Source organism: Pseudomonas tensinigenes (genome assembly GCF_014268445.2).
Taxonomy (GTDB): domain Bacteria; phylum Pseudomonadota; class Gammaproteobacteria; order Pseudomonadales; family Pseudomonadaceae; genus Aquipseudomonas; species Aquipseudomonas tensinigenes.
This window is the reverse complement of record NZ_CP077089.1, coordinates 792,020-816,540: the sequence shown is the minus strand read 5'-3', so window position 1 is coordinate 816,540 and position 24,521 is coordinate 792,020. Positions and strand designations below refer to the sequence as shown.

The following is a 24,521-nucleotide window of genomic DNA, read 5'->3' as shown; positions in this document are numbered from 1 at the left end:
CCGCAACTGGAAAAAAACCGCATTCTACCCACTTTCAGTGACCATCGGGCACCGCGAGCGCTTTGCCGGTCTAGGGCCTGTCGCTATACTGCGCGTCAACTTCACGGACAAAAGAGCCGAGCTCAGTGAACCGGCCCACGCCAGTTAAAACCGATAACTTCTTCCTGCTGATCTTCCGTGCACTGCGCCACCGCCGTGTACCGATTGCATTGCGCATTGCCAGCCATAACGTGATCCTGGTCGCTCTGGCCCTGGTGATCTATGCCGGCGTGATGGGTTTGCAATTCAAGCAGGCCATGCACCAGCAGGCCGATGCGCTGGGCGAAAGCCTGACCACGCAGACCGCGACCTCTGCCACCGAGCTGTTGGTGTCCAATGACATCCTCAGCCTCAATGTGCTGCTCAACAACCTGACCAAGAACAAACTGGTGGCCCACGCGGCGATCTACAGCGTGGATAACCGCATCCTCGCCGAGTCCGGTCAGCGTCCCAAGCACAGCCTGCTGGGCGAAGCCGAAGGCATGTACGAGAGCAAGATCACCTTCCAGGACGTGACCGCCGGGCAATTGCGCATCAGCCTGGACATGGATCAGTTCCAGCAGCCGATGACCATCAGCCTGCAAAGCATGGGCATTCTCAGCGGAATCCTGTTGGCGCTGTCGCTGGCCCTGAGCCTGCGCATGGGGCGTTATCTGTCGACGCCGCTGCTGCAATTGCGCGTCTGGTTGCGCCGCATCGACGAACACACGCCGGGCATCGATCGTCAGGATGAAATCGGCGATCTGGCGCGTCAGTTGCACGCCAATTACGCGCCGGAGCCTGCACCTGAACCGGAGCCTGAATTCGAGGACGAAGAAGACGAGCCGGAGTTCGAGGTGCGCAACTTGCGTGATCCGAGTTTCGACGAAACCCGTCCGATGGCCGCGCAGAAGCCGGCGCCGCGACATCTGGTCAGCACCGTCGAAGACGATGATGACGATGACGCGTTCGCCGACCTGCGCGACGAGTCGCTCAATGGCGCGCCGCAACCCGTCGTTCGTCAGCCGTCGCCAAGCGTGCCGCAGCACACCGCCGTGCTGGCCGTGCAACTGGGTTCACAGGAGCAACTGCGCCGCTTGCCACGTGCACGTCTGGAGGAGTTGCAGGAGCGTTATCGTGACTGCCTCGATCAGGCTGCTTCGCTGTATCAGGGTGAAATCGAAACCCTGAACGACGGCAGCACGCTGATGCTGTTCCACACCGAAGACAGCGGCGACGATTACCTGACCAATGCGATCTGCTGCGGCGAACTGCTGCGGGCGCTGGGTCATCAGTTGCAGATTGAAGTCGCGGACAGCGGCATCACCCTGCAACTGCAATTGGGCCTGACCTTGGGTGACGAGCTGTTCGGGTTGAGCCAGATTGATTTGCTGCTGACCGATTCGGCCCAGGACGCGCTGGCCTTGTCGCAACACAGCCGCAACCTGCTGCTGGTTGAGCGCAAGATCAGTGATGACGCGCTGATCCGCCAGCGTGCGCGGATCCGCCCGATCGCCAGCCCTGAGGGGGCTTGCTGCGTGGAGCGGTTGATGGAGCCTTATCCATCGATGCTCGAGCGGCAACTGGCGCGGATGCATGAGCGTCGGGCTTAAGCCTTAGGCCTGATGTGAAGAAGCCCGCAGACAAGCGATTGTCTGCGGGCTTTTTTGTGGGTGACTGAAGAGCCCCTCACCCTAGCCCTCTCCCCGAGGGAGAGGGGACTGATTGGGGGATATTGGAGAGCTACACCGACTTGAGCGCCCTGCTGTGAATCCAGAATCGCCAAACTCTTTCAGAGTCGACGTATGACGCCAGACACCTCGGTCCGCCCCTGCTCCGCCGAATCCACAATCGCCAGGATCTTTCAGGTCGATGTATAGCGCCAGCCCCCTCGGTCGGCCCCTGCTCTACCGATCCATAATCGCCAAGCTCTTTCAGGTCGAAGCATGACGCAGACACCTCGGTCGCTCCTGCTCTACCGAATCCATAATCGCCAGGCTCTTTCAGGTCGATGTATAGCGCCAGACACCTCGGTCAGTCCCCTCTCCCTCCGGGAGAGGGTTAGGGTGAGGGGCTTTTGATCGTTCACGCAGAACCCCAAACACAACAAAGCCCGCACAAGGCGGGCTCTGTTCTGACTCGATCCAGCTTAGAAGCGGAACACTTCCATGTCAGTCCGAATCGGCGAGGCCATCGGAATCTTCGGCTGCTTCTCGGCCTCCGCCGCCGGCGCGGCCGGTTTCGGTGCCGATTTACGCGGCGCTTCGGCCACCGGTGGCTGATTGGCCAACGGTTTCAGCGCCACCGACAATTGCTCGGCCAGACGCTGCAGCAAAATGCCCTGCGCCTGCACCTGCGAAGCCGTACTACCAGCATGCAGCTCTTGCAGATGCACGATGCGGTTATCGCGCACTTGACCACGACGGTCGATCAGACGCCATTGCGCATCGAGGATCGCCGGTTGTTTCTGACCGGAGTCCAGACGCGTGATGGTCAGCAACACCTGCACATCCGGAGTGAACCCCGTAGTGGCCGGTGCCAGCACCACTCGCTGGCTGTCCAGATGGCCAGCAACCTGACGCATCAGCAACTGATCGATATCCGACGAAAGGCTGCCAGCCCAACGACCGTCGGTCGCCGCTTGCAGACTGCCGTCCGGTTGACGTTGCAGCAAGGTCTCACGTTGCAGGTAATCAGCTACGACTACCGGACCCAACAAAACCGCCATGCCTGCGCTTTGCGCAGGCTGAACCGGACTTCCGCTGTCCAGTTGATACAGCGACACCGGCTGGTGAACGCTGCAACCCGCCAGGCCCAAAACGCCGGCGAGCAGGAAAATAAGGGGGCGCAGAGCAGTCATCATCCCGTCCAGGTGGCCGCCACAAGGCTGACCACAGTGAAAATACTCAATAAATATGAAGAACGCTCGGCCACGCCGGCGCTTGGAAAGGCCATATCATCCGTGAATATGCGTTCCGACTCCAGCGCCAAAGCGTCGATCTACGCGTTAAATCGTAGATCGAGCTCTCTAGGACGCCTAATTGAGGTTTTCGACGAGCAGCGCATCGACCCGCTGGAAGCCCCTCGGGAGCTTATTCCCGCGACGCCCACGTTCACCCTTGTAGTGTTCGAGGTCGTCGGCCTTCAGCGACAGGGTCCGTTTTCCGGCCTGCAGCACCAAAGTGGCACCTTCCGGAAGTACGGCGATGTCCGTGACATATTCTTCGCGACTGGCCACACGCTCACCGGAAATACCGATGATCTTGTTGCCTTTGCCCTTCCCTAATTGTGGCAGATCGCTGATTTTGAAGATCAGCAGGCGACCTTCGGTCGTGACCGAGGCCAGCCAGTTCTGCTCACGATCGGCAACCGGGCGCGGCGCGATCACTTTGGCGTTGTTCGGCAGGCTCAACAGGGCTTTACCGGCCTTGTTCTTGGCTTGCAGGTCTTCGCCTTTGACCACGAAGCCGTAACCGGCGTCGGAAGCGATCACGTACAACGCGTCGTCTTCCGGCATCAGCACGCATTCAAACGAAGCGCCCGGTGGCGGCGTCAGACGACCGGTCAACGGCTCGCCCTGGCCACGCGCCGACGGCAGCGTATGCGCGGCAACAGAATAGCTGCGGCCGGTGGAGTCGATCACCACGGCAGACTGGTTGGAGCGCCCCGCCGCCGAGGTTTTGAAGCCATCGCCGGCCTTGTACGACAGGCCGGTAGCGTCGATGTCATGCCCTTTGGCGGAACGGATCCAGCCTTTTTCTGACAGCACGACGGTGACTTTCTCGTTCGGCAGCAGATCGTGTTCGGTCAACGCTTTGGCTTCGGTACGCTCAACGATTGGCGAACGACGATCGTCGCCATAGGTTTCGGCGTCCTTGATCAGCTCGGTGCGCACCAGTTTTTTCAACTTGGCTTCGCTGCCCAGCAGCGCTTGCAGCTTGGCTTGTTCCTTGAGCAGTTCGTCCTGCTCGTCGCGCAGCTTCATCTCTTCCAGTCGCGCCAACTGACGCAGACGGGTGTCGAGGATGTAGTCGGCCTGAATCTCGCTGAGGGCGAAACGCTCGATCAGCTTGGCTTTCGGGTGTTCCTCGGTACGGATGATGTGGATCACTTCATCCAGATTGAGGTAAGCGATCAACAAACCGTCCAACAGGTGCAGGCGACGCTCGACCTTGTCGAGGCGGAATTGCAGGCGGCGACGCACGGTCAGTACGCGGAATTCCAGCCATTCGACCAGCAAGGCGCGGAGGTTTTTCAGCTGCGGCTTGCCGTCCAGACCGATGATGTTGACGTTGACCCGGTAGGTCGACTCCAGCTCGGTGCTGGCGAACAGGTGCTGCATCAGCGCTTCGTGATCGACGCGGCTGTTGACCGGAATGATCACGATGCGGCACGGGTTTTCGTGGTCGGATTCGTCGCGCAGGTCAGCGATCTGCGGGGCTTTTGACGGTTTCGCCTGCATCAGCGCGGCGATCTGTTCCAGCACCTTGGCACCAGAGACCTGGTGCGGCAGCGCGGTGACGATGATGTCGCCGTCTTCGACGTGGTACACGGCGCGCATGCGCACCGAGCCCTTGCCGGTTTCGTACATTTTCAGCAGGTCGGCGCGCGGCGTGATGATTTCCGCTTCGGTCGGATAGTCCGGGCCCTGAATGTGTTCGCAGAGCTGTTCGACCGTGGCTTTCGGCTCATCGAGCAAGCGCACGCAAGCGGTGGCGACTTCGCGCAGGTTGTGCGGCGGCACATCGGTGGCCATGCCCACGGCGATACCGGTGGTGCCGTTGAGCAGAATGTTCGGCAGGCGCGCCGGCAGCACCAGCGGCTCCTGCAGGGTGCCGTCGAAGTTCGGGCCCCAGTCGGCAGTGCCTTGGCCCAGTTCGCTGAGCAGCACTTCGGAATAACGCGACAAGCGTGCTTCGGTGTAACGCATGGCGGCGAAGGACTTCGGATCATCCGGCGCACCCCAGTTACCCTGGCCGTCGACCAGCGTGTAGCGATAGCTGAATGGCTGGGCCATCAGCACCATCGCTTCGTAGCACGCCGAGTCGCCGTGCGGGTGGAACTTGCCGAGCACGTCACCGACGGTACGCGCCGATTTCTTGTGCTTGGAATCGGCGTCCAGGCCCAACTCGCTCATGGCGTAGACGATACGCCGCTGCACTGGTTTCAGGCCGTCGCCGATATGCGGCAAGGCACGGTCCATGATCACGTACATGGAGTAGTTGAGGTAGGCACTTTCGGTGAAGTCGGCCAACGAGCGGCGTTCTACACCGTCCAGGCTGAGATCAAGGGGGTTGCTCATGCAGGCCTCATCGGTTCGTTGTCTGGCGCAGCAGCATGGTGCCACCGCGCTGAGTAAATTCAAGTTTGTTCAGGGCGCTCATGCCGAGCAGCACCTGATCGCCATGCAGCCCCGGCGCCACCAGTGCGCGAACATCCCGCAGCACAATGTCGCCCAGTTGCAGGCGGGCAATTTTGGTCCGATAGCCCTGGCTCAGGCCGTTAGCCGTGCTCAGGGTCACTCCGAAACCTTCTTCCAGTTTCAAACGCTTGGCCAGATCCGCCGGGATCGCCACATCGGTCGCGCCGGTGTCGAGCATGAACTCCACCGGCTCACCGTTGATCTGACCACTGGCGACAAAATGCCCTTGGGCATTGCCGGCCAGTTTCACCTCGATAAACCCTTCACCCTGCTCCGAACTGACTACCACGTTCGGATTCTGCTGGCGTTGCTCCCACTGGCCAAAGAACCGCGTCGCCAGAAACAGTGCCGCGCACCATGCCAGAATCATCAGCACCCGACCGGCGCGCTTGCCCGGCGGTTGCTGGCTCATGGCTTGGCGCTCCAGCCACCGTCAGGTGCGGCGAAGCGCCAGACGATCGGCCGAACCTCACCGTCGGCCCGCGGGCCGAAATTATTGTCGACGCCGACCCATGCACCATCAGCGTCAACGATCAGCGCCTCTTCCAACCCGAAGTTCTGCGAGTAACGGCGGTTGGCCTGCAACAGTTCAGCAGCGTACGACCAGCAACGCTCGACCTTGGCGGTCTGCGCATCGCGCCGACAGATCTGGAAGGCGTTGCGCTCAAGGGTAAACAATTTGCCGTTAAACAACGAAAGGTCGGAAAAATCCCGGTTGACCGCTCTGGCCTTGGGGAACTGCGGCGGCTGCATTTCCTTGCCGCCCTCGCTGAGCAGCACGCAACGACCGTCGCAATCCCACACCGTCTGCTGGCGCTTGATCAGCAGCAAGCCACGGCTTTGCCGCTCGGCGGCCAGCCACATCTGATCACCCGCCGGGCTGATCGCCAGGCCTTCGAAGATCGCATTGAAATGCAGGAGCATGCCGCTGGCCCGCGCTTCGCGAACCATCATCGGCGAGATCTTCAGCCAGTTGACCGGGCCGCTGACGGGCACCTGCAAGACCGCCGCGTGGCCCTCGCTGACAATGTAGCGATTGCCGGCGCTGTCGCAGCTGATGCCTTCGAAATCCAGATCGCCACCGCGCACGAACGACGCGGCCCAATTGCGCGAGCGCAACCCCCACGGCAAACCGGTCTCAGGCACCAGGGGGACGTCGATGTGCAAGGCTTCGGCCTGCCAGACCTGATCGGCAGTATTGAGCCGATAGATCTGATCGTCATCGCGGTCCGACACCGTCCACAACTCGCCGCCACACATGGCCAGCCCCGACAGGTTACCGCCGCGCATGCCTTCGACCGGGTGCCCGGAGAGCACGCGCAACTCCTGCAACGGCTCGGCCGACACATTCATTGCACTCAGCAGCAACGCACCCGCCAAGGCCCAGCCAAACCGCATCAGGCCAGCACCTCGGCGAGGTTGCCTTTGGATTCGAGCCAGGTCTTGCGGTCACCGGCGCGTTTCTTCGCCAGCAGCATGTCCATCATTTCCGAAGTTTCGGCGAAGTCCTCGCCCAGCGTCAGTTGCACCAGACGCCGAGTATTCGGGTCCATGGTGGTTTCACGCAGCTGCGGCGGGTTCATTTCACCCAGACCTTTGAATCGGGTGACCTGCGGTTTGCCGCGCTTCTTCTCGGCGACCAGACGGTCGAGAATGCCGTCGCGCTCGGCTTCGTCGAGAGCGTAGTAGATCTCTTTGCCCAAATCGATGCGGTACAACGGCGGCATCGCCACATAGACGTGACCGGCATCCACCAGCGGGCGGAAATGCTGGACGAACAACGCGCAGAGCAGCGTCGCGATGTGCAGGCCGTCGGAGTCGGCGTCGGCGAGAATGCAGATCTTGCCGTAGCGCAGCTGGCTCATGTCCGCCGCGCCCGGATCGACACCGATGGCCACGGCGATGTTGTGCACTTCCTGACTGGCGAGCACTTCGCTGCCGTCGACTTCCCAGGTGTTGAGGATCTTGCCGCGCAACGGCAGGATCGCCTGGAATTCCTTGTCCCGTGCTTGTTTGGCGGAACCACCAGCGGAATCACCTTCGACCAGGAACAGCTCGGAACGCATCGGGTCCTGCCCGGCGCAGTCAGCCAGTTTGCCCGGCAACGCCGGGCCCTGAGTAACGCGTTTGCGCTCGACTTTCTTGCTCGCCTTGAGACGACGGCCGGCGTTGTTGATCGCCAACTCGGCCAGCGCCAGACCGGTTTCCGGGTTGGCGTTGAGCCACAGGCTGAAGGCGTCCTTGACCACACCGGAGACAAACGCCGCCGCTTCACGGGACGACAGTCGCTCTTTGGTCTGGCCGGAGAATTGCGGCTCCTGCATTTTCATCGACAGGACGAACGCGATGCGCTCCCAGACGTCTTCCGGCGCCAGCTTCACGCCGCGCGGCAGCAGACTGCGGAATTCGCAGAACTCGCGCATGGCGTCGAGCAAACCCTGACGCAAACCGTTGACGTGGGTACCGCCCTGCGCCGTCGGGATCAGGTTGACGTAGCTTTCCTGTACCGCGTCGCCACCTTCCGGCAGCCACAGCAGCGCCCAGTCGACCGCTTCTTTGTTACCGGCGAAAGCGCCGCAGAACGGCTCGTTCGGCAGGCGTTCGAATTCGCTGACGGCATCGACCAGATAGGAGCGCAGGCCGTCTTCGTAATGCCACTCGACTTTCTCGCCGGTACCTTTGTCTTCAAAGCTGACCAGCAGCCCCGGGCACAAAACGGCCTTGGCCTTGAGCACGTGCTTGAGGCGGCTGATGGAAAATTTTGGTGAGTCGAAGTATTTCGGGTCCGGCGCGAAGTACACGCTGGTGCCGGTGTTGCGCTTGCCGACGGTGCCAACGATTTCCAGTTCCGAGGCTTTGAAGCCGTCGTTGAAGGTCATCTGGTATTCGTTGCCGTCACGCTTCACGCGTACGCGCACTTCGGTCGACAAGGCGTTGACCACGGAAATACCCACGCCGTGCAAACCGCCGGAGAACTGGTAGTTCTTGTTGGAGAACTTGCCGCCCGCATGGAGCTTGGTGAGGATCAGTTCGACGCCCGACACGCCCTCTTCCGGGTGGATGTCGACCGGCATGCCACGGCCGTCATCGCTGACTTCCAGCGAATGGTCGGCGTGGAGGATGACCTGCACCGATTTGGCGTGACCGGCCAGGGCTTCGTCGACACTGTTGTCGATGACTTCCTGGGCGAGGTGGTTCGGCCGACTGGTGTCGGTGTACATGCCGGGGCGTTTGCGCACCGGGTCGAGGCCCGAGAGGACTTCGATGGCGTCGGCGTTATAAGAGCTAGCGCTGGGAGTGGCCATAGGGTCTCGTCGTCAGTCATTCATGAAATAGGGGCAAGACTTCACAGTGCGGTGAAATCGATTGCCTGATACACATCGGCGCCAATGCCGGCAAAACTCAGCAACGCCGGCAATTGCCCGGCAAAACCCTGAAAACCGTGGTCGCCGCCGGCCTGAATACGCAAGGCACAGGCCCGGTAATACTGCTGGGCGAGGCGATAATCCAGTGTTTCATCGCCGGTCTGCAACCAGACCTGATAGCGCTGCGCATCCTGAGGCGCCGGCACTTCCAGTTCGGCCAGAGCGGTGACGTGGTCGTGGGTCAATTCCCAGGTTTCATCGGTATACAGGTTTTTCTGCGTGCCCAGATATCCGTCGAACATCCGGTGCGGGCTGACCGCCGGGTTCACCAGCAGGGCTTTCAGGCCATGGCGCTCGGCCAAGTGAGTCGCATAGTAGCCGCCGAGTGAGCTTCCCACCAGCAGCGGCCGGTCCAGTTCGGCAATCGCTTGCTCCAACTGACCGATGGCTTCGCGCGGATGGTGATGCAGGGCCGGAACTCGCAATTTGTCGCTCAAACCCAGCTGCTCCATCACGGAGACCAGCTGACAGGCCTTTTTCGAGGCCGGGGCGCTGTTGAAACCGTGGATATAGAGGATCGAACCGGACATTTGAGCTCCCTGGGTGTCGGTTTGGGTTTGCGGAGTTTACAGGGAGAGAAGATTGGATTGGGGGTGGTTTCGATAATTTGGTGTGACATCACGAGCTGCCCTCACCCTAGCCCTCTCCCGGAGGGAGAGGGGACCAAATGGGGGATATTTGCGAACTACATCGACCTGAACGCTGTGCTGTGAATCCATAATCGACAACGCTGCTTCAGGTCGATGGATAGCGAAAGACACCTCGGTCGGCCCCCTCTCCCTCTGGGAGAGGGCTGGGGTGAGGGGCTTGTGATCTGATCAGTAACCGTCAGACCCGTAATCGACCGTAAAGTCGAACCCAGTCACACGCTCAACCCCGGTTTCAAGTCGCCCATCCGGCAACAACCGCAACCAGCGATACCCCGGCGCCTGCTCCCCCACCTTGAAATCCTCACTCCCCGGCTCGAACTGAATGCACGTCGACGGCGAAGCCATCAAGCGCACGCCATTGCGCTGGCGATCAATCTCCTGATGCACATGCCCCCACAACACCGCGCGCGCTTGTGGAAAGCGATCCAACACCTCGAAAAACGCCTCGGGATTGCGCAAACCGATCGGCTCCATCCACGCACAACCGATCGACACCGGATGATGATGAAAGCACACCAGATGATGGCGCTCCGGCGCTTCGCTCAGCGAACGGGCCAGCAGTTGCAGTTGATCGTCCTGCAGATACCCCGGCACCGAACCCGGCACCGCCGAATCCAGCATCGTCACCCGCCAGTTACCGATATCGACTACCGATTCCAGCAACGCGCTCTGCACCGCCGCCTCTGCCATGATCATCGGTTCGTCGTGATTACCGGGAATCCACCGCGCCGGAGCGTCGATCTGCGCGCTCATCTGGCGAAACTGCTGATACGACGCCAGCGTGCCGTCCTGCGAGATATCGCCGGTGGCCAGAATCAGGTCGATCTGCGGCTGCTGCCCCAGCACCAGCTCGATGACCTTTTGCAGGCTCTCGCGGGTGTTCATGCCCAACAGCGTGCCGTTCGCTTCAGCAAACAAATGGCTGTCGGACAACTGCACCAACAACGCCGGATCGGCGGTGGTCAACGTGGATACGCTCGGCAAGGCGTTCTCCCAAGGCAAAAGCACGGAATCGATCAAGTGCCGCAATTATGCTGGGGGATCAGTGAAAGAGGAAACCGCCGAACCGGACGCAGTTCACAACTAGCGTACGACTTCGTACTCGTGCCCCAACGCCAGACAATGACTCAGCCATTCCCCCAGGAACAGATTGAGCTGGGCCTTTTCATCCGGCTGATGCATCGCCGCGTTCGGATAAGGATAGATGCCGCGAAAGCGTCGTGCATGTTCGGCACTGACCACTTCGGCCATGCGCGCGTCGTGATAGACCTGCACTTCCAGTTGCGGCACCGGCAGCCACGGCAGGCTGTGCTCCTGACGCACTTGCAACGTGGTGGTGTATGGACAGGTTTGCAACACTTCGAGGGCCAGCACGCCGAGCATCTGCTCGCCCTGGGTCACGGCGATACGCCGCGCCTCAGGCTCGTTGCGCATGTCCGGGACCAGTCGCATCAGACGCGCGTAGTTGGCCTCGCAGGCGGCTTGCAGCCCCACGAGGTCAACCCGATAGCGATCGCGCAACTTGTTTACGACCATAACCCCCTCACTTCGGCGCGGTTCAGCGCCAGCCACTGCAAAGCGATGATGCTCGCCGCGTTGGCAATGCGTCCGTCACGGACGGCCTGCAAGGCATCTTCAAAGGCCCAGACCGTGACGCGGATATCTTCTGCCTCTTCTTCCAGGCCATGCAGGCCGCCAACGCCGTCGGTGCTGCAACGCCCCAAGTACAAATGCACGAACTCGTTGCTGCCGCCCGGCGACGGGAAATATTTGGTCATCGGCCACAAGGCCATGATGTCCAACCCAGCTTCCTCCTGCGCCTCGCGGTGAGCAACTTCTTCCGGCTGTTCATCCTTGTCGATCAGACCAGCGACCAGTTCGACCAGCCACGGATTGTCGGTCTTGCCCATGGCGCCGATGCGGAACTGCTCGATCAGCACCACTTCATCGCGCTGCGGATCGTACGGCAGCATGCACACGGCATCGTGGCGGACAAAGATTTCACGGTTGATTTCGCGGCTCATGCCACCGGCGAACAATTCATGGCGCAGGTGGACACGGTCGAGCTTGTAAAAGCCCTCGTAGCATTTTTCGCGCCGCACGATATCGACGGCGGTCGGAATGGCGTTGGCAAAATCAGTCATGAGCATCCTCTTTACTGCAGATCCATTACCAGGTTGCTTTGTGTGACTGGCAACCTCGACTTCGCGCCATCCTAACGCGCCCGAACGGTTTGATGCAGCCCCTTTACCGTCAGCGGGATGGACGGTGGAGGCGAAACCCACTCTAATTAGCTTAGTGGCGAACTGACTGCTTCTGCGAGAGTCGAAGCGGATATCTTTTTGCCTTCCCCTGCTTTCGAAAGGACGCCCATGTCGCTTTTCAAAATTGCCTCCGTGGCCGCCATTGCCCTGACTCTGGGCGCGTGCGCCAGCCTGTTCCAGCCCAACTACCGCACACCGCTGGAAACCACCCGCGATGCGTCGGAACAGCTTAAGCCTGGATGTTCCAACCCTGATTGCCCGCTGGTGAACATCGACACCCTGCGCTTCCCGGCCGAACCTGCGCTGGACGGCATCATCGAAAAACGTCTGCTGCAAATGACCCGCACCGAGAAAAACGCCCCGGTAGCGCCAACCCTGGCAGCCTATCGCGATCAGTTCCTGGCCAGTGCCGGCCCGCGCAACAGCAGCTACCTGCAAGCGAAAGTACGCGAGCAGCATGACGGCTTGGTGATCATCGAGGTGTCGAGCTACCTCGACACCGGCGGCGCGCATGGCACACCGGGTCGCGGCTTCATCAACTATTCGCGCCAGCAGCACAAAGTGCTGAACCTGTCCGACATGCTCATGCCGGGTCAGGAAGAGGCATTCTGGAAGGCGGCGCAGGTGGCGCACAACAGCTGGTTGATCAGCACCAAGCTCGATCAGGAGCCAGAGTTCGTGGCGAACTGGCCGTTCGTGAAAACCCCGAACGTGGCGCTGACCTATGGCGGCGTGATCCTCAAGTACGACGTGAGCACCATTGCGCCTTACGCGCTGGGCCACGTCGAACTGAAGATTCCTTATCCGCGTCTGAACGGCATTCTCAAGCCTGAGCTGTTTCCCGGCCGTAACTGAAGGCCCGGCCCAGCACTAGTTGCAACAGCCCTGCCAGCACCAGCGCCGGCAGGGTTGCGCCGACATCCGGATACAGATTCGCCAGCAAGTGGTAGGTGCTCACGCCACCCAGCCACGCCAACAACGCCGGCCAGCGCAATGCGGCCGAAGCGACCTGAGCGCTGCGCTTGCGCAGAATGAAGTGATCGACCAGCACCACGCCGAACAGCGGCGCAAACACCGAACCGATCAGCAGCAGGAAATTCTGGTACTGCGCCAACGGCGCCAGCAGGGCGATCAGCGTGCAGATCACGCCGATGGCCAAGGCCAGATGCTCGACTTTCAGGCGCAACAGAATCCCGCTGGAAACCGCTGCCGAGTGAATATCGGCGAAGGCGTTTTCCGACTCATCGAGCAGAATCAGCAGCAGCGGAATGCCCAGACCGGCACCGGCCAAAGCCAGCAGCAGCGCGTTGACTTCACCGCTTGGCGCGAAGGCCAGGGTGTAGGCGACGCCGAGGCTCATCAGCCAGAAGTTGCCAATGAAGAAGCCGACCGCAGTACCGCCGAAAACATTCTTCGCCCGCTTGCCGAAACGCGAGTAGTCGGCGATCAGCGGCAACCACGAAAGTGGCATCGCAATAGCGATGTCGAAGCCCACGGCAAACGGCATCGAACCGTCACCGGCGCGCGACCAGAGATCGGCCAGATCGGCTTTGGCAAACAGGTTCCAGGTCAGCCACAGGCACGCCGCCAACAGCAACCAGATGCCCCACTTGCGCAGGATCTGCCGGACGAAGGTCAACGGCCCGCTGACCGCGAGCAGCGTCGCCAGAGCGCCAAAAAACAGCGTCCACAACACCGGGTTCGACCACAGCGAACCTTCACTGAACGCGCGGGTGCCGAGCAGGCTGGCGGCGTCGCGCATGACGATGATTTCGAACGAGCCCCAACCGATCAGTTGCAGCAAATTGAGCAGCGCCGGCAGGCTCGCGCCTTTGCTGCCGAGGCTCAGTTTCAGCGCGGCCATCGATGACAGGCCGGTGTCGCTGCCGATCACGCCGACAGCGGCCAGCAGCAGTACGCCGACCAGCGTGCCGAGGAAAATCGCCAGCAGCGAACCGGACAGGCCGAGGCCAGGTGCGAGCAATGCACCGGTCTGCAAAACCATCAGGCCGATGCCGAGGGAGAACCACAGGGAAAACAGATCGCGACCGCCAAATACACGCTTGTCGGCGGGTACGGCGAGGTCGGGAGAATAGGTGCTGGGTTGAATGCTCAAGGGTGCTGATCTCACAGGAGTGATAGCTACAAGTTGCAAGCCACAAGCTGCAAGAAAAAGCAGGTTTCGCATCTGCTTTTATCTTGCAGCTTGCAGCTTGCCGCTTACACTTTTTTATAAAGCTGACTGCCTTCCTTCTTGAACCGCTCGGCCTGTTCCGCCAGGCCTTGGGCGACATCCACGTCGACCGCGTCGATCCGCTGGTTGGCCGCGTACTCGCGGACTTCCTGAGTGATCTTCATCGAGCAGAATTTCGGTCCGCACATCGAACAGAAGTGCGCGACCTTGGCCGAATCCTTCGGCAGGGTTTCATCGTGATACGAACGGGCGGTGTCCGGGTCCAGACCAAGGTTGAACTGGTCTTCCCAACGGAATTCGAAACGCGCCTTGCTCAAGGCGTTGTCGCGAATCTGTGCACCCGGATGTCCTTTGGCCAAGTCCGCTGCGTGGGCGGCGATCTTGTAAGTGATGATTCCGGTCTTCACGTCATCCTTGTTCGGCAGACCCAAATGTTCCTTCGGCGTCACGTAGCAGAGCATCGCGCAACCGAACCAGCCGATCATCGCCGCCCCGATACCCGAGGTGATGTGGTCATAGCCCGGCGCGATGTCGGTGGTCAGCGGGCCGAGGGTGTAGAACGGCGCCTCGTCGCAGCACTCCAGCTGCTTGTCCATGTTCTCTTTGATCAACTGCATCGGCACGTGACCCGGGCCTTCGATCATGGTTTGCACGTCGTGCTTCCAGGCGATCTTGGTCAGTTCGCCGAGGGTTTCCAGTTCGCCGAACTGGGCGGCATCGTTGGCGTCGGCAATCGACCCCGGACGCAAGCCATCGCCCAGCGAGAAGCTGACGTCATAGGCTTTCATGATTTCGCAGATTTCTTCGAAATGCGTGTAGGCGAAGTTTTCCTTGTGATGCGCCAGGCACCACTTGGCCATGATCGAGCCGCCACGGGAAACGATACCGGTCACGCGTTTGGCGGTCAGCGGCACGTAGCGCAGCAACACGCCAGCGTGAATAGTGAAGTAGTCGACGCCCTGCTCGGCCTGCTCGATCAGCGTGTCGCGGAACAGCTCCCAGGTCAGGTCTTCGGCCGCGCCGCCGACTTTTTCCAGCGCCTGATAGATCGGCACCGTGCCGATCGGCACTGGCGAGTTACGGATGATCCACTCGCGGGTTTCGTGAATGTGCTTGCCGGTGGACAAGTCCATGATGTTGTCCGCGCCCCAGCGAATGCCCCAGGTCAGTTTCGCCACTTCTTCTTCGATGGACGACCCCAGAGCACTGTTGCCGATGTTGCCGTTGATCTTCACCAGGAAGTTACGGCCGATGATCATCGGTTCCAGTTCGGTGTGGTTGATGTTGGCCGGAATGATTGCGCGGCCACGGGCGATCTCTTCACGGACAAATTCAGGGGTGATGATTTTCGGCACGCTGGCGCCGAAGCTGTGACCCGGGTGTTGCTGATCCAGCAGGCCAGCGGCGCGGGCCACTTCAAGCTTCATGTTTTCGCGGATGGCGACGAATTCCATCTCGGGCGTGATGATGCCCTGACGCGCGTAGTGCATCTGCGTGACGTTGGCGCCAGCCTTGGCGCGGCGCGGGTTGTTGACGTGGGCAAAGCGCAGTTTGGTCAGCTCCGGATCGGCGAGGCGTTCGCGGCCGAAGTTGGAACTCAGGCCAGCCAGACGCTCGGTGTCGCCACGGTCGTCGATCCACGCCGAACGCACATCGGCCAGACCTTTGCGCACGTCGATGACCACGTTCGGATCGGTGTACGGGCCCGAGGTGTCGTAGACGGTGACCGGCGCGTTGATTTCGCCGCCGAAGTCGGTCGGCGTCACGTCGAGGGTGATTTCGCGCATCGGCACGCGGATGTCCGGGCGCGAGCCCTGAACGTAGACTTTTTGCGAACGGGTGAACGGCTTGACCGATTGCTCGTCGACCTTGGCCGAGTCACTCAGGTTGATCGCGTTTTTTGATTTTGTAGTCATCACGGGCTCTCCAGACAGCATCCAGGCAGTGGATTGTCGGAGCAGAACCTGAAAGGCACGGACGCACCAGGACCGGTGCTGTGCATCGTCGTCGAGCGTTCGATTGTCGAACAATTTCCCGGACGAAGCACAAGAGGACTCGCCGGGTGACGAGAAATCTTGTTCCCTACGCAGGCGCTAACCTGATCAGGTTCAACGGGATCCGAAATTATTCGATCTCAGCCTCATAGCAAGGCACCCCGACAAGAACCCGGCCAGTCTAGACACAACTGGCAAAGAACGCCAACACCGTGGCAATCGCCATGATGAATGGCGAAAATACAGGAGCTTGGCCGATTGTTGTGATGCGCTTGCGCAACTACACTCGCTGTGCCCTGCCAAGTCTTGACGCTGCGGGGCCTGCGCCTTACCTTTGGCGTCCGGATTACTTCCATAATATTAATGCTAGGGATCGCCTCATGCTGCGCAAACTCTCACTGGCTCTGGCCGTGTCTTGTGCGTCCAACGCAATGGCCTGGGCAGCAGAAGCGCCCTTGTCGACCAAAACCGATCTGGTCAGCGTCTATCAGGAAGCGGTCGACAACAACGCCGATCTCGCCGCCGCCCGTGCCCAGTACGGTGCGCAGAAAGAAGTGGTGCCACAGGCTCGCGCCGGGCTGCTGCCGAACCTGTCCGGCGGCGCCGAAACCGCCAACGTGCGCACCTCGATCGATCAGCCCTCGGCCATTGCCAATCGCAGCGCTCACTCGTATCAGGCGACACTCGCGCAACCGTTGTTCCGCGCGGATCGCTGGTTCCAGTACCAGGCCGCCAAGGACGTCAACGAACAGGCTGCGCTGCAACTGTCAGCGACCGAGCAAAACCTGATCCTGCAATCGGCCGAAAGCTATTTCAACGTGCTGCGCAGCCAGGACAACCTGGCCTCGACCAAGGCTGAAGAAGCCGCGTTCAAGCGCCAGCTCGACCAGTCCAACGAGCGCTTCGATGTCGGCCTCTCGGACAAGACCGACGTCCTGCAATCGCAAGCCAGTTACGACACTGCGCGGGCCAACCGCATCGTCGCCCAGCGTCAGGTCGATGATGCCTTCGAAGCGCTGATCACCCTGACCAACCGCCAGTACAACTCGATTCAGGGCATCGTCCATACGCTGCCGATCCTGCCGCCAGCGCCGAACGATGCGAAATCCTGGGTCGACACGGCGGCGCGGCAGAACCTCAATCTGCTCGCCAGCAACTACGCGGTCAGCTCTGCCGAGCAAACGCTCAAGCAACGCAAGGCCGGCCACTTGCCGACCCTCGACGCGGTAGCGAAATACGAGAAAGGCGACAACGACGCCCTCGGTTTCGCCAACCCGAACTCGTTCGGTGCGCCCTACGGTGGCAACGTCGAACAAAGCACGGTCGGCCTGCAACTGAACATTCCGATCTACAGCGGCGGGCTGACCAGTTCGCAAGTGCGTCAGTCGTATGCGCAACTGGATCAAAGCGAACAACAGCGCGAATCCCTGCGCCGACAGATCGTCGAAAACACTCGTAACCTGCACCGTGCGGTGAACACCGACGTCGAGCAGGTGCAGGCACGTCGGCAGTCGATCATCTCCAACCAGAGTGCGGTGGAAGCCACGGAAATCGGTTACCAGGTGGGTACGCGCAACATCGTTGACGTGCTCGATGCGCAGCGTCAGCTGTACACCTCGGTGCGCAACTACAACAACACGCGCTACGACTACATCCTCGACAACCTGCGCTTGAAGCAGGCGGCGGGGACGTTGAATCCGGGGGATCTGGAAGATCTGCGGCGCTATCTGAAAGCCGACTACAACCCGGACAAGGATTTCCTCCCGCCGGATCTGGCCAAGGCTGCCGAGGCGCAGCTCAAGGCCCGGCCTTAAGCCTTAAAAACAAAAGATCGCAGCCTTCGGCAGCTCCTACATTGGAATACGTTTCCTGTAGGAGCTGCCGAAGGCTGCGATCTTTTTGCTTACTTGATCAGTCGGCCCAAACCATCCAGCAACCGCTGCAATGCGCCCTGATTGCGGCGCATCACTGCCAGCCCGGCGTCAGCCATGCGCTGCGCATCGCGCGGCAGTTCAAACAGGCGCTGCACTTCCACCGCCAGCCCTTCGGCATCATCGACCTCGGCCAACGCCCCGGCTTCACGCAATTGCGCGGCGATGTCGAGGAAGTTGAACAGGTGCGGGCCGCAGATCACCGGTTTCGCCAGCGCGGCCGGTTCCAGCAGATTGTGCCCGCCGTTCGGCACCAGACTGCCGCCGACAAACGCGCTGTCCGCCAGGGCGTAGAGAAACAGCAACTCGCCCATGGTGTCGCCGAGCAGTACGCTCGTCTGCGCATCGACATTGGCCCCGGTCGAACGCCGCACCGTGGTAAAGCCTTCGCGCTGGCACAGTTCGAACACTGAATTGAAGCGTTCCGGGTGACGCGGCACCAGAATCAGCAACGCATCCGGGTGATTGGCCAGCAAACGACGATGGGCGTCGAGGATCACTTCGTCCTCGCCTTCGTGGGTGCTGGCGGCGATCCACACCGGACGCTCCTGCGCTTGCCACTGGCCGCGCAGTTCGGTGGCGCGTTGCAGCAGTTGCGGGTCGATGGTCAGGTCGAATTTGATCGACCCGGTGACCTCGACCGTCTCCGGACGGGCGCCAAGATCACGGAAGCGTTGTGCTTCCGCTTCGGTCTGTACGGCGAACAGACTCATTTCGGCGAGCATCGGCGCAGTCAGCTTGCTGAAGCGGCCATAGCCGCGTGCCGAACGCTCGGACAACCGCCCGTTGGCCAGCGCCACCGGGATCCCGCGCTTGGCGCACTGATGAATGTGATTGGGCCACAATTCGGTTTCCATGATCACCGCGAGCTTCGGCTGAACGCGATCAAGAAACCGCGCCGCCGCACAGGGCAAGTCGTAAGGCAGATAGCAATGCTGGATGCGCGGTTCGTTGGCGAACAGCGCCTGAATCCGCTCCGAACCGGTCGGGGTCATGCAGGTCACGGTGATCGGCAGCTGTGGATAACGCTGCAGCAAGGCGCGAATCATCGGTGCGGCGGCGATACTTTCACCCACCGATACCGCGTGCACCCAGATGCCGCCGGGTTGCAGCGTCGGCATCCCGTAAGAGAAGCGTTCGCCAATCCGTTTGGCGTACGCCGGCGCCTTGCGCGCCCGCAGCCACAGCCGAATCGCCACCAATGGCAGCCCCAGATAAAACAGCGCGGTGTAGAGAGTTCTATTCATGGCGGCGGAGTTTATCGACTTTTCTCGCCGATCGCGCGCAAGTGCACGGCAAAACGTTCGGCCAGCCAACGCGCAGCCGGACCGAGCGGTTCGTCGCGGCGCCAGACCAGTTCAACCACCAGCGCCGGCGGCGTCCATTCGCTGTCCAGTTCAACCATCAAACCCTTATACGCCGAGTACTGCACCACATGACGCGGCAACCAGGCCCAACCGAGATCGCGCACCAGCCATTCGGACATGACGTAGAAACTGTCCGCGCGCCACACGTGCGGGCTGGCCGGTTCGTTGCCGGGATAGACGCTGGTTTGCGTCGACATCAGCAATTGTCGGTGTTGGGCCAGTTGTTGGCAGGTCACGTAAGACTGCGCCGCCAGCGGATGATTGATCCCGCAAACCGTGACCATTTCGACGCTGCCGAGCACGCGGCGCTCCAGCGCTTCAGGGATTTCGTCGTGATAAAACAGCAGGCCGAGATCGGCCCGGCGCTCGACCAGTTTGTGCGCGACCTCGCCTTGCGCGGCGCTGGTCAGTTGCACTTCAAGGCTGGGGAACTGCTCGGCCAGTTCACCGAAACTTTCCACCAGCGCCTGATAGGGCATCGCCTCGTCCTGGGCCACGCGCAGTTGCGCTTCCTGACCACGCATCATCGCCATCGCCCGGCCGTTGAGGCGCTCGCATTGGCGCAACACCTCCCGTGCTTCTTCGAGTAGTGCTTCCCCGGCCTCAGTAAGGCTGGGTTGGCGACCGCTGCTACGCTCAAACAGGCTCACGCCAAGGTCATCTTCAAGCATGGCAATGGCGTTGCTGATCGCCGACTGCGCTTTACGCTGCTGGCGCGCCACGGCGGAGAACGAGCGGTGTTCAGCGACGTCGACAAACACCCGAAGTTGATCCAGATTCCACTGCATACCGACTTACCAACCCATCTTCAAAACAGATAGGTAATGACTTTACCCCATCTGGCGAATCACTAGAATGCCGCCTCAGCAAGCAACGTTTCACATTGAGGATTTGAACCATGAACGCCTACGCCTACCTGGCCATTGCCATCTGCGCCGAAGTGATCGCCACTGTGTCAATGAAAGCCGTCAAAGGCATCAGCACACCCCTGCCGCTAGTGCTGGTCATCGTCGGCTACGCGATTGCGTTCTGGATGCTGACGCTGGTGGTCCGCACCGTTCCGGTCGGCGTGGCTTACGCGGTCTGGGCGGGAATGGGCATTGTGATGGTCAGCGTCGCGGCGCTGTTTATCTACGGGCAGAAGCTGGATATCCCGGCGATGCTCGGGATGGCGTTGATCGTGCTCGGCGTCGTCGTGATCCAGCTGTTCTCGAAAACTGCCGGCCACTAACCGCCAGACCCAATCCCCTGTGGGAGCGAGCCTGCTCGCGAATGCGGTATATCCGTCAACAAATATGTCGACTGGCATGCCCTCTTCGCGAGCAGGCTCGCTCCCACATTGGCCCCTATGTTCGGCCTGTTGATCATCGACAAATCCGCCCCTTTCCCGAGTCTGTATACTGCGCCCTCGTCTTGAACACTGAGGTCGCTGCATGCCATCCGTTATTTCCACCGACGTTCTGATTGTCGGCGCTGGTGTCGCCGGCCTCTGGCTGAACGCGCGTCTGCGCCGTCAGGGTTTTTCGACCGTGCTGGTGGAAAGCGCCAGCCTCGGCGGCGGGCAGACCGTGAAGTCCCAGGGCATCATCCACGGCGGCGCAAAATACGCGCTGCACGGTGCGCTGACCGGAGCTTCGGAAGCCATCGCCGACATGCCGCGCCGCTGGCGTGAAGCGCTGGCCGGCAATGGCGAGCTGGATCTGTCCGGCGTGCGCTTGCTCTCCGAAGCCCATTACCTGTGGTCACCGGGCACCCTCGCCGGCAACCTCACCAGTTTTTTCGCCAGTAAAGCCGTGCGTGGCCGGGTCGATCAGGTCAAGGGCGAGCAACTGCCGCCGGCCCTGCAAGACAAGCGCTTCAAGGGCAAGGTCTACCGTCTCGCCGAACTCGTTGTTGACGTGCCGAGCCTGGTCCAGCGTCTCGCCGATCTGGCCGGCGATGGCCTGCTCGCCGGGCAAACCATCGAGCCACTGCTGGAAGCGGGCGTGCTGGTCGGTTTGAAAGTCGACGGCCGCGAGATTCGCGCGCAACGCATTGTCCTCAGTGCCGGTGCCGGCACGGCTCAACTGCTCGAAGACCTCGGCTTGAGCCAGCCGGCCATGCAACGCCGCCCGCTGCATATGATCATTGCCAAAGGCCCGGGCCTGAAACCGCTGTACGCGCACTGCCTGGGTGGCGGCACCAAACCGCGCATCACCGTGACCACACACCCGGCCGCTGACGGTCAGTGGGTCTGGTACATGGGCGGCGACATCGCCGAAAGCGAAGGCGTGCACCGCGAACCCGCCGAGCAGATCGCCACCGCGCAGAAAGAAATCGCCCAGTTGTTGCCGTGGATCGACCTCAGCACCACGCAATGGTCAACCCTGCGGGTTGACCGTGCCGAGCCGCTGCAAACCGGGCTGACGCGCCCCGATAACGCCTTCCTCGCCGAGCAGGGCCGTTTGCTGGTCGGCTGGCCGACCAAACTGGCGCTGGCGCCGGACTTCGCTGATCGTGTGATCGCCTCCCTTGAGCGCGACGGCATCCAGCCGCAAACCACCGAAGCGCTGCCGGCCCTGCCGAAACCACCGATGGGCGTTCCTGCCTGGGAGCAACTGCTGCCATGACGATTGCCAGCCTGCATGACTTCCACCGTCCGCTGGGCAGCACCGGCCTGACGGTTTCGCCACTGGGCCTGGGCACGGTCAAACTCGGCCGCGACCAAGGGGTGAAATACCCCAACGGTTTCCAGATTCCCGGTGATGACGAAGCGCGGATGCTGCTGCGGCAGGCGCGGGAATTGGGCATCAACCTGATCGACACCGCCCCCGCCTACGGTCGCAGCGAAGAACGCCTCGGCCCGCTGCTGCGCGGCCAGCGTCAAGACTGGGTGATTGTCAGCAAGGTCGGCGAAGAGTTTGCCGATGGCCTGTCGCGCCACGACTTCAGCGCGGCGCACACGCGGATGTCGGTGGAGCGCAGCCTGCAACGTCTTGAAACCGATTTTATCGACCTGGTGCTGGTGCATTCCGACGGCAACGACATGGCGATCCTCGAGCACCAAGAGGTTTACGCGACACTCGCCGCACTCAAGGCCGAAGGCAAGATTCGTGGCTTCGGCTTCTCCGGCAAAACCGTCGAAGGAGGCCTCAAAGCACTGGAGCAAGGCGACTGCGCGATGGTCACCTACAATCTGAACGAACAAAGCGAGAAGGCTGTCATTGACTATGCTGCTGCCCACGGCAAAGCCATTCTGGTGAAAAAAGCCCTGGCCAGCGGTCATGTTTGCCTGAGTCCGGGAGTGGATCCGGTGCGCGCCAGCTTCGAACTGCTATTCGCGCAACCTGGTGTGGCCAGTGCTATTGTCGGCACGATCAATCCGCTGCACCTCGCCCACAACGTAGCGACCGTTGCCCAGGTCCTTCGTGGTCACTGACGCCGCCTCGCGGCCTTAAGCAGGAGCCGATATGCCGCGCACGCTCATCCGAAAGAACCCGAGCAACTTCAAGACCCTGCCGCTGTTCGTCGAAGCAACCCCCGAAGGCCTGACCTATCAGAGCGTCGGCATGCCGCTGAACTTCACGCAGACCTTGCAGCGGCGCAAACCGGTGAGCGTGGCCGATGCCGAGCGCTTCTCGCTGGAACTGGCCAACCTCGGCGTTTCGGTACGCCTGACCCTGCATTGGCAGAATCGCGATTATTGGGTACTGGTGCGCCAGCGCCGACAGGATCGCGGCGACGTCGTGCTCAAATTGATTTCCGGTTACGTGCCGGCGCATGAGCTGAATATTCCGCTGCACACGGCCATTCAGGAAATTGCCGAAGAGTGTTTGCTCGAGACGCCAGAAGGCTGGCTCGGCGGACGCTTCAACGACACCTGGCTGCCGGCGCCCTACTCGGCGGCGCTGCATTATCGCGAGGCTCTGCCGTTCCGCCTGACCCCGTTGTCCGGCTCGGCGCGACCGATCCGTTGCGCCAATCTGCAATTGCTCGAACGACCACGGGCCTATGTGCACCTGCCGACCGCGTCCCTGCAATTGATCTACGATTTGCGCCTGGATGTGCCCAAGGAAGCCAAGTCCCTGAGTCTGTTCCACGTCGACGAGCGTCTGGAGGGTGATCAACTGGTAGCCCGACTCGACCGCAAACGCCCCGACCTGTACTTGATGCCACTCAAGGACGGCGCACCACTGGCCGAGCTGTACACGCTCAAGCGCGACAAACTCGTCCCCGCCAGCACCCGAGGTCTGTACCTCGCGGAAAGCTTTGCGACACAAACTGGCTGGGTCGTGCGCGAGGAGCGGATTCGCTGGAAGGACTGGCTGGTGCAACAGGGCCTGCAACCAGCAAAAGCCCCACGCCAAGGGCTCAAGCAATTGAGTATCAAGGCGCTGCGACTGGTCGGCCTGGGCAAAAAAACCGCCAAATAGCGGTTTAGCGCCGGCGATCCCACCACGTGCGCAACGCGGCAAACAAGTGGAAATAGCGGTTTTCGCGCTTGCCCATGCCGCGCTTGGGCGAGAACGATTCTTCGGCAAAGGCACCGGTAATGCGCACCCGCGATGCTTGGGTCGGCAGCGTGCAGATTTTCGCATCGACCTGCTGCAGCGCATATTTGAGCAAGCGCTCGGAATGCAGCTTTCGACCTGTCGCCTTGCAGAAATCGAAGATGCGCTCGACCCGTTTGCCGTACGCCACATAGGTATCGCGCCCGCAAACCGCAAAGCGGTCGTTCAAGCCGCCCCACCACTGCCAGTCCGGAATATAAGCGTTGTGCTTGCGAGCCTCAGGGTGAGCGAAGACATAGCCAGGCAATGCGCTGTGAAAGAAATTGTCCGGGCGCACGAACACGACGAAATCCGGATTGAAGGACTCGATCATGGTCGTCACGGTGTGCAGCGAGTTGAGCTGATAGATCAGATTACGCAACGAGGCATAGTCATCGGCCCAGGTGTCGCCCTGAGCTTTGACCTGCTCGAAATCCCAGCGCTCCAGGACGCCCTCGGTCGAGGTCAGCGTGCCGATCATCGATTCGAAAGGCTGGTAGTTGTCCGCCGTCAATTCGCCTTTCTCGCCGGACCGCGAGTTCTGCACCTCATCAATCTTGTACAGATGGTAGAAGCACTTTATGTCGCTGCCTGCAGGCAACTGCGCCAGAACGTTCTGTTCGATAGAGGGGAAACAGATCGGCGAATTTCTCGGTATCCCGAAAAAAGCCACGGCAATTTTCAACACTCAACAGCACCTTTTGAAAGTAGTTCGGACCTGCTGGCA

Annotated in this window: 21 protein-coding genes and 1 riboswitch; of the genes, 7 read left to right on the top strand and 14 right to left on the bottom strand. The window is 61.1% G+C overall.

Features of this window, described 5'->3' with window-relative positions; translation table 11 throughout:
• The first annotated feature begins 125 nt into the window (after window positions 1-125).
• A complete protein-coding gene (locus tag HU718_RS03545; RefSeq protein ID WP_007915782.1) occupies window positions 126-1,631 on the top strand; it encodes an AhpA/YtjB family protein in 1,506 nt (501 codons plus the stop codon).
• 536 nt (window positions 1,632-2,167) lie between these two features.
• Here HU718_RS03545 and HU718_RS03540 read toward each other — a convergent pair.
• From HU718_RS03540 to HU718_RS03500, 9 genes are all read right to left on the bottom strand, one after another.
• Window positions 2,168-2,878, bottom strand: a complete 711-nt coding sequence (locus HU718_RS03540; protein WP_007915780.1) for a PqiC family protein — start codon at window positions 2,876-2,878, stop codon at window positions 2,168-2,170.
• 177 nt (window positions 2,879-3,055) lie between these two features.
• Entirely contained in the window at window positions 3,056-5,320 is a 2,265-nt protein-coding gene (gene parC, locus HU718_RS03535; protein ID WP_150707152.1) for a DNA topoisomerase IV subunit A, read from the bottom strand.
• Between the two features lie 7 nt (window positions 5,321-5,327).
• Window positions 5,328-5,852, bottom strand: a complete 525-nt coding sequence (locus HU718_RS03530; protein WP_053116749.1) for a retropepsin-like aspartic protease family protein — start codon at window positions 5,850-5,852, stop codon at window positions 5,328-5,330.
• Complete coding sequence (locus tag HU718_RS03525; RefSeq protein WP_150707151.1) at window positions 5,849-6,838, bottom strand: esterase-like activity of phytase family protein; 990 nt, start codon at window positions 6,836-6,838, stop codon at window positions 5,849-5,851. Before HU718_RS03525 ends, HU718_RS03530 begins: the two co-directional genes overlap by 4 nt.
• A complete protein-coding gene (gene parE / locus HU718_RS03520) occupies window positions 6,838-8,745 on the bottom strand; it encodes a DNA topoisomerase IV subunit B (protein WP_103304642.1) in 1,908 nt (635 codons plus the stop codon). Before parE ends, HU718_RS03525 begins: the two co-directional genes overlap by 1 nt.
• A 41-nt stretch (window positions 8,746-8,786) precedes the next feature.
• Window positions 8,787-9,395 carry a YqiA/YcfP family alpha/beta fold hydrolase gene (locus tag HU718_RS03515; protein WP_102899459.1) on the bottom strand — a complete coding sequence of 203 codons (609 nt, stop codon included), beginning with the start codon at window positions 9,393-9,395 and terminating at the stop codon, window positions 8,787-8,789.
• A 288-nt stretch (window positions 9,396-9,683) separates the two neighbouring features.
• Entirely contained in the window at window positions 9,684-10,499 is an 816-nt protein-coding gene (gene cpdA / locus HU718_RS03510; protein WP_186612918.1) for a 3',5'-cyclic-AMP phosphodiesterase, read from the bottom strand.
• Between the two features lie 99 nt (window positions 10,500-10,598).
• Window positions 10,599-11,051: a DUF1249 domain-containing protein gene (locus HU718_RS03505; protein WP_034151669.1), complete on the bottom strand. Its 453-nt coding sequence runs from the start codon at window positions 11,049-11,051 to the stop codon at window positions 10,599-10,601.
• A complete protein-coding gene (locus HU718_RS03500; protein WP_095120652.1) occupies window positions 11,042-11,659 on the bottom strand; it encodes an NUDIX domain-containing protein in 618 nt (205 codons plus the stop codon). The genes HU718_RS03505 and HU718_RS03500 overlap by 10 nt, the downstream gene beginning before the upstream one ends.
• 228 nt (window positions 11,660-11,887) lie before the next feature.
• Between HU718_RS03500 and HU718_RS03495 the strand changes: the two genes are divergently transcribed.
• Window positions 11,888-12,634, top strand: a complete 747-nt coding sequence (locus tag HU718_RS03495) for an RsiV family protein (protein WP_186612920.1) — start codon at window positions 11,888-11,890, stop codon at window positions 12,632-12,634.
• On the opposite strand, the gene cytX is transcribed toward HU718_RS03495, so the two are convergent.
• Both cytX and thiC read right to left on the bottom strand, forming a co-directional pair.
• A complete protein-coding gene (gene cytX, locus HU718_RS03490; RefSeq protein ID WP_007915751.1) occupies window positions 12,603-13,895 on the bottom strand; it encodes a putative hydroxymethylpyrimidine transporter CytX in 1,293 nt (430 codons plus the stop codon). The genes HU718_RS03495 and cytX overlap by 32 nt on opposite strands.
• A gap of 104 nt (window positions 13,896-13,999) precedes the next feature.
• A complete protein-coding gene (thiC, locus tag HU718_RS03485) occupies window positions 14,000-15,889 on the bottom strand; it encodes a phosphomethylpyrimidine synthase ThiC (protein WP_186612922.1) in 1,890 nt (629 codons plus the stop codon).
• Window positions 15,890-16,035: 146 nt separating this feature from the next.
• Window positions 16,036-16,141, bottom strand: a riboswitch (TPP riboswitch).
• Between the two features lie 206 nt (window positions 16,142-16,347).
• Here thiC and HU718_RS03480 point away from each other — a divergent pair.
• Entirely contained in the window at window positions 16,348-17,781 is a 1,434-nt protein-coding gene (locus HU718_RS03480; RefSeq protein WP_016985680.1) for a TolC family outer membrane protein, read from the top strand.
• A gap of 89 nt (window positions 17,782-17,870) precedes the next feature.
• Here HU718_RS03480 and waaA read toward each other — a convergent pair whose 3' ends face one another.
• Together waaA and HU718_RS03470 are read right to left on the bottom strand one after the other, a co-directional pair.
• A complete protein-coding gene (gene waaA, locus HU718_RS03475) occupies window positions 17,871-19,145 on the bottom strand; it encodes a lipid IV(A) 3-deoxy-D-manno-octulosonic acid transferase (RefSeq protein WP_186612924.1) in 1,275 nt (424 codons plus the stop codon).
• An 11-nt stretch (window positions 19,146-19,156) separates the two neighbouring features.
• Window positions 19,157-20,053, bottom strand: coding sequence for a LysR family transcriptional regulator (locus HU718_RS03470; RefSeq protein WP_186612926.1), 897 nt, complete (start codon window positions 20,051-20,053; stop codon window positions 19,157-19,159).
• Window positions 20,054-20,163: 110 nt separating this feature from the next.
• Between HU718_RS03470 and HU718_RS03465 the strand changes: the two genes are divergently transcribed.
• From HU718_RS03465 to HU718_RS03450, 4 genes are all read left to right on the top strand, one after another.
• The gene (locus tag HU718_RS03465; protein ID WP_007915730.1) at window positions 20,164-20,496 is read left to right on the top strand and encodes a DMT family transporter; all 333 of its coding nucleotides are present in this window, start codon (window positions 20,164-20,166) and stop codon (window positions 20,494-20,496) included.
• A gap of 202 nt (window positions 20,497-20,698) precedes the next feature.
• On the top strand, window positions 20,699-21,874 hold the full coding sequence (locus tag HU718_RS03460; RefSeq protein ID WP_186612928.1) for an NAD(P)/FAD-dependent oxidoreductase: 1,176 nt from the start codon (window positions 20,699-20,701) through the stop codon (window positions 21,872-21,874).
• The gene (locus HU718_RS03455; RefSeq protein ID WP_095120658.1) at window positions 21,871-22,683 is read left to right on the top strand and encodes an aldo/keto reductase; all 813 of its coding nucleotides are present in this window, start codon (window positions 21,871-21,873) and stop codon (window positions 22,681-22,683) included. Before HU718_RS03460 ends, HU718_RS03455 begins: the two co-directional genes overlap by 4 nt.
• A gap of 31 nt (window positions 22,684-22,714) precedes the next feature.
• Window positions 22,715-23,677, top strand: coding sequence for a metal ABC transporter ATPase (locus HU718_RS03450; protein WP_102899467.1), 963 nt, complete (start codon window positions 22,715-22,717; stop codon window positions 23,675-23,677).
• 4 nt (window positions 23,678-23,681) lie between these two features.
• Here the strand turns inward: HU718_RS03450 and HU718_RS03445 are convergent, their stop codons facing one another.
• Window positions 23,682-24,482, bottom strand: a complete 801-nt coding sequence (locus tag HU718_RS03445) for a hypothetical protein (protein ID WP_095120660.1) — start codon at window positions 24,480-24,482, stop codon at window positions 23,682-23,684.
• Between the last annotated feature and the right edge of the window lie 39 nt (window positions 24,483-24,521).

Excerpts from the sequence above, each read along its gene's own strand:
- HU718_RS03480 (WP_016985680.1), top strand. The coding sequence starts at position 16,348 with ATGCTGCGCAAACTCTCACTGGCTCTGGCCGTGTCTTGTGCGTCCAAC.
- thiC (WP_186612922.1), bottom strand. The coding sequence starts at position 15,889 with ATGACTACAAAATCAAAAAACGCGATCAACCTGAGTGACTCGGCCAAG.
- parE (WP_103304642.1), bottom strand. The coding sequence starts at position 8,745 with ATGGCCACTCCCAGCGCTAGCTCTTATAACGCCGACGCCATCGAAGTC.
- HU718_RS03540 (WP_007915780.1), bottom strand. The coding sequence starts at position 2,878 with ATGACTGCTCTGCGCCCCCTTATTTTCCTGCTCGCCGGCGTTTTGGGC.
- waaA (WP_186612924.1), bottom strand. The coding sequence starts at position 19,145 with ATGAATAGAACTCTCTACACCGCGCTGTTTTATCTGGGGCTGCCATTG.
- HU718_RS03525 (WP_150707151.1), bottom strand. The coding sequence starts at position 6,838 with ATGCGGTTTGGCTGGGCCTTGGCGGGTGCGTTGCTGCTGAGTGCAATG.
- HU718_RS03470 (WP_186612926.1), bottom strand. The coding sequence starts at position 20,053 with ATGCAGTGGAATCTGGATCAACTTCGGGTGTTTGTCGACGTCGCTGAA.
- HU718_RS03515 (WP_102899459.1), bottom strand. The coding sequence starts at position 9,395 with ATGTCCGGTTCGATCCTCTATATCCACGGTTTCAACAGCGCCCCGGCC.
- HU718_RS03450 (WP_102899467.1), top strand. The coding sequence starts at position 22,715 with ATGCCGCGCACGCTCATCCGAAAGAACCCGAGCAACTTCAAGACCCTG.
- HU718_RS03465 (WP_007915730.1), top strand. The coding sequence starts at position 20,164 with ATGAACGCCTACGCCTACCTGGCCATTGCCATCTGCGCCGAAGTGATC.
- HU718_RS03460 (WP_186612928.1), top strand. The coding sequence starts at position 20,699 with ATGCCATCCGTTATTTCCACCGACGTTCTGATTGTCGGCGCTGGTGTC.
- parC (WP_150707152.1), bottom strand. The coding sequence starts at position 5,320 with ATGAGCAACCCCCTTGATCTCAGCCTGGACGGTGTAGAACGCCGCTCG.
- HU718_RS03530 (WP_053116749.1), bottom strand. The coding sequence starts at position 5,852 with ATGAGCCAGCAACCGCCGGGCAAGCGCGCCGGTCGGGTGCTGATGATT.
- HU718_RS03455 (WP_095120658.1), top strand. The coding sequence starts at position 21,871 with ATGACGATTGCCAGCCTGCATGACTTCCACCGTCCGCTGGGCAGCACC.
- HU718_RS03495 (WP_186612920.1), top strand. The coding sequence starts at position 11,888 with ATGTCGCTTTTCAAAATTGCCTCCGTGGCCGCCATTGCCCTGACTCTG.
- HU718_RS03505 (WP_034151669.1), bottom strand. The coding sequence starts at position 11,051 with ATGGTCGTAAACAAGTTGCGCGATCGCTATCGGGTTGACCTCGTGGGG.
- HU718_RS03500 (WP_095120652.1), bottom strand. The coding sequence starts at position 11,659 with ATGACTGATTTTGCCAACGCCATTCCGACCGCCGTCGATATCGTGCGG.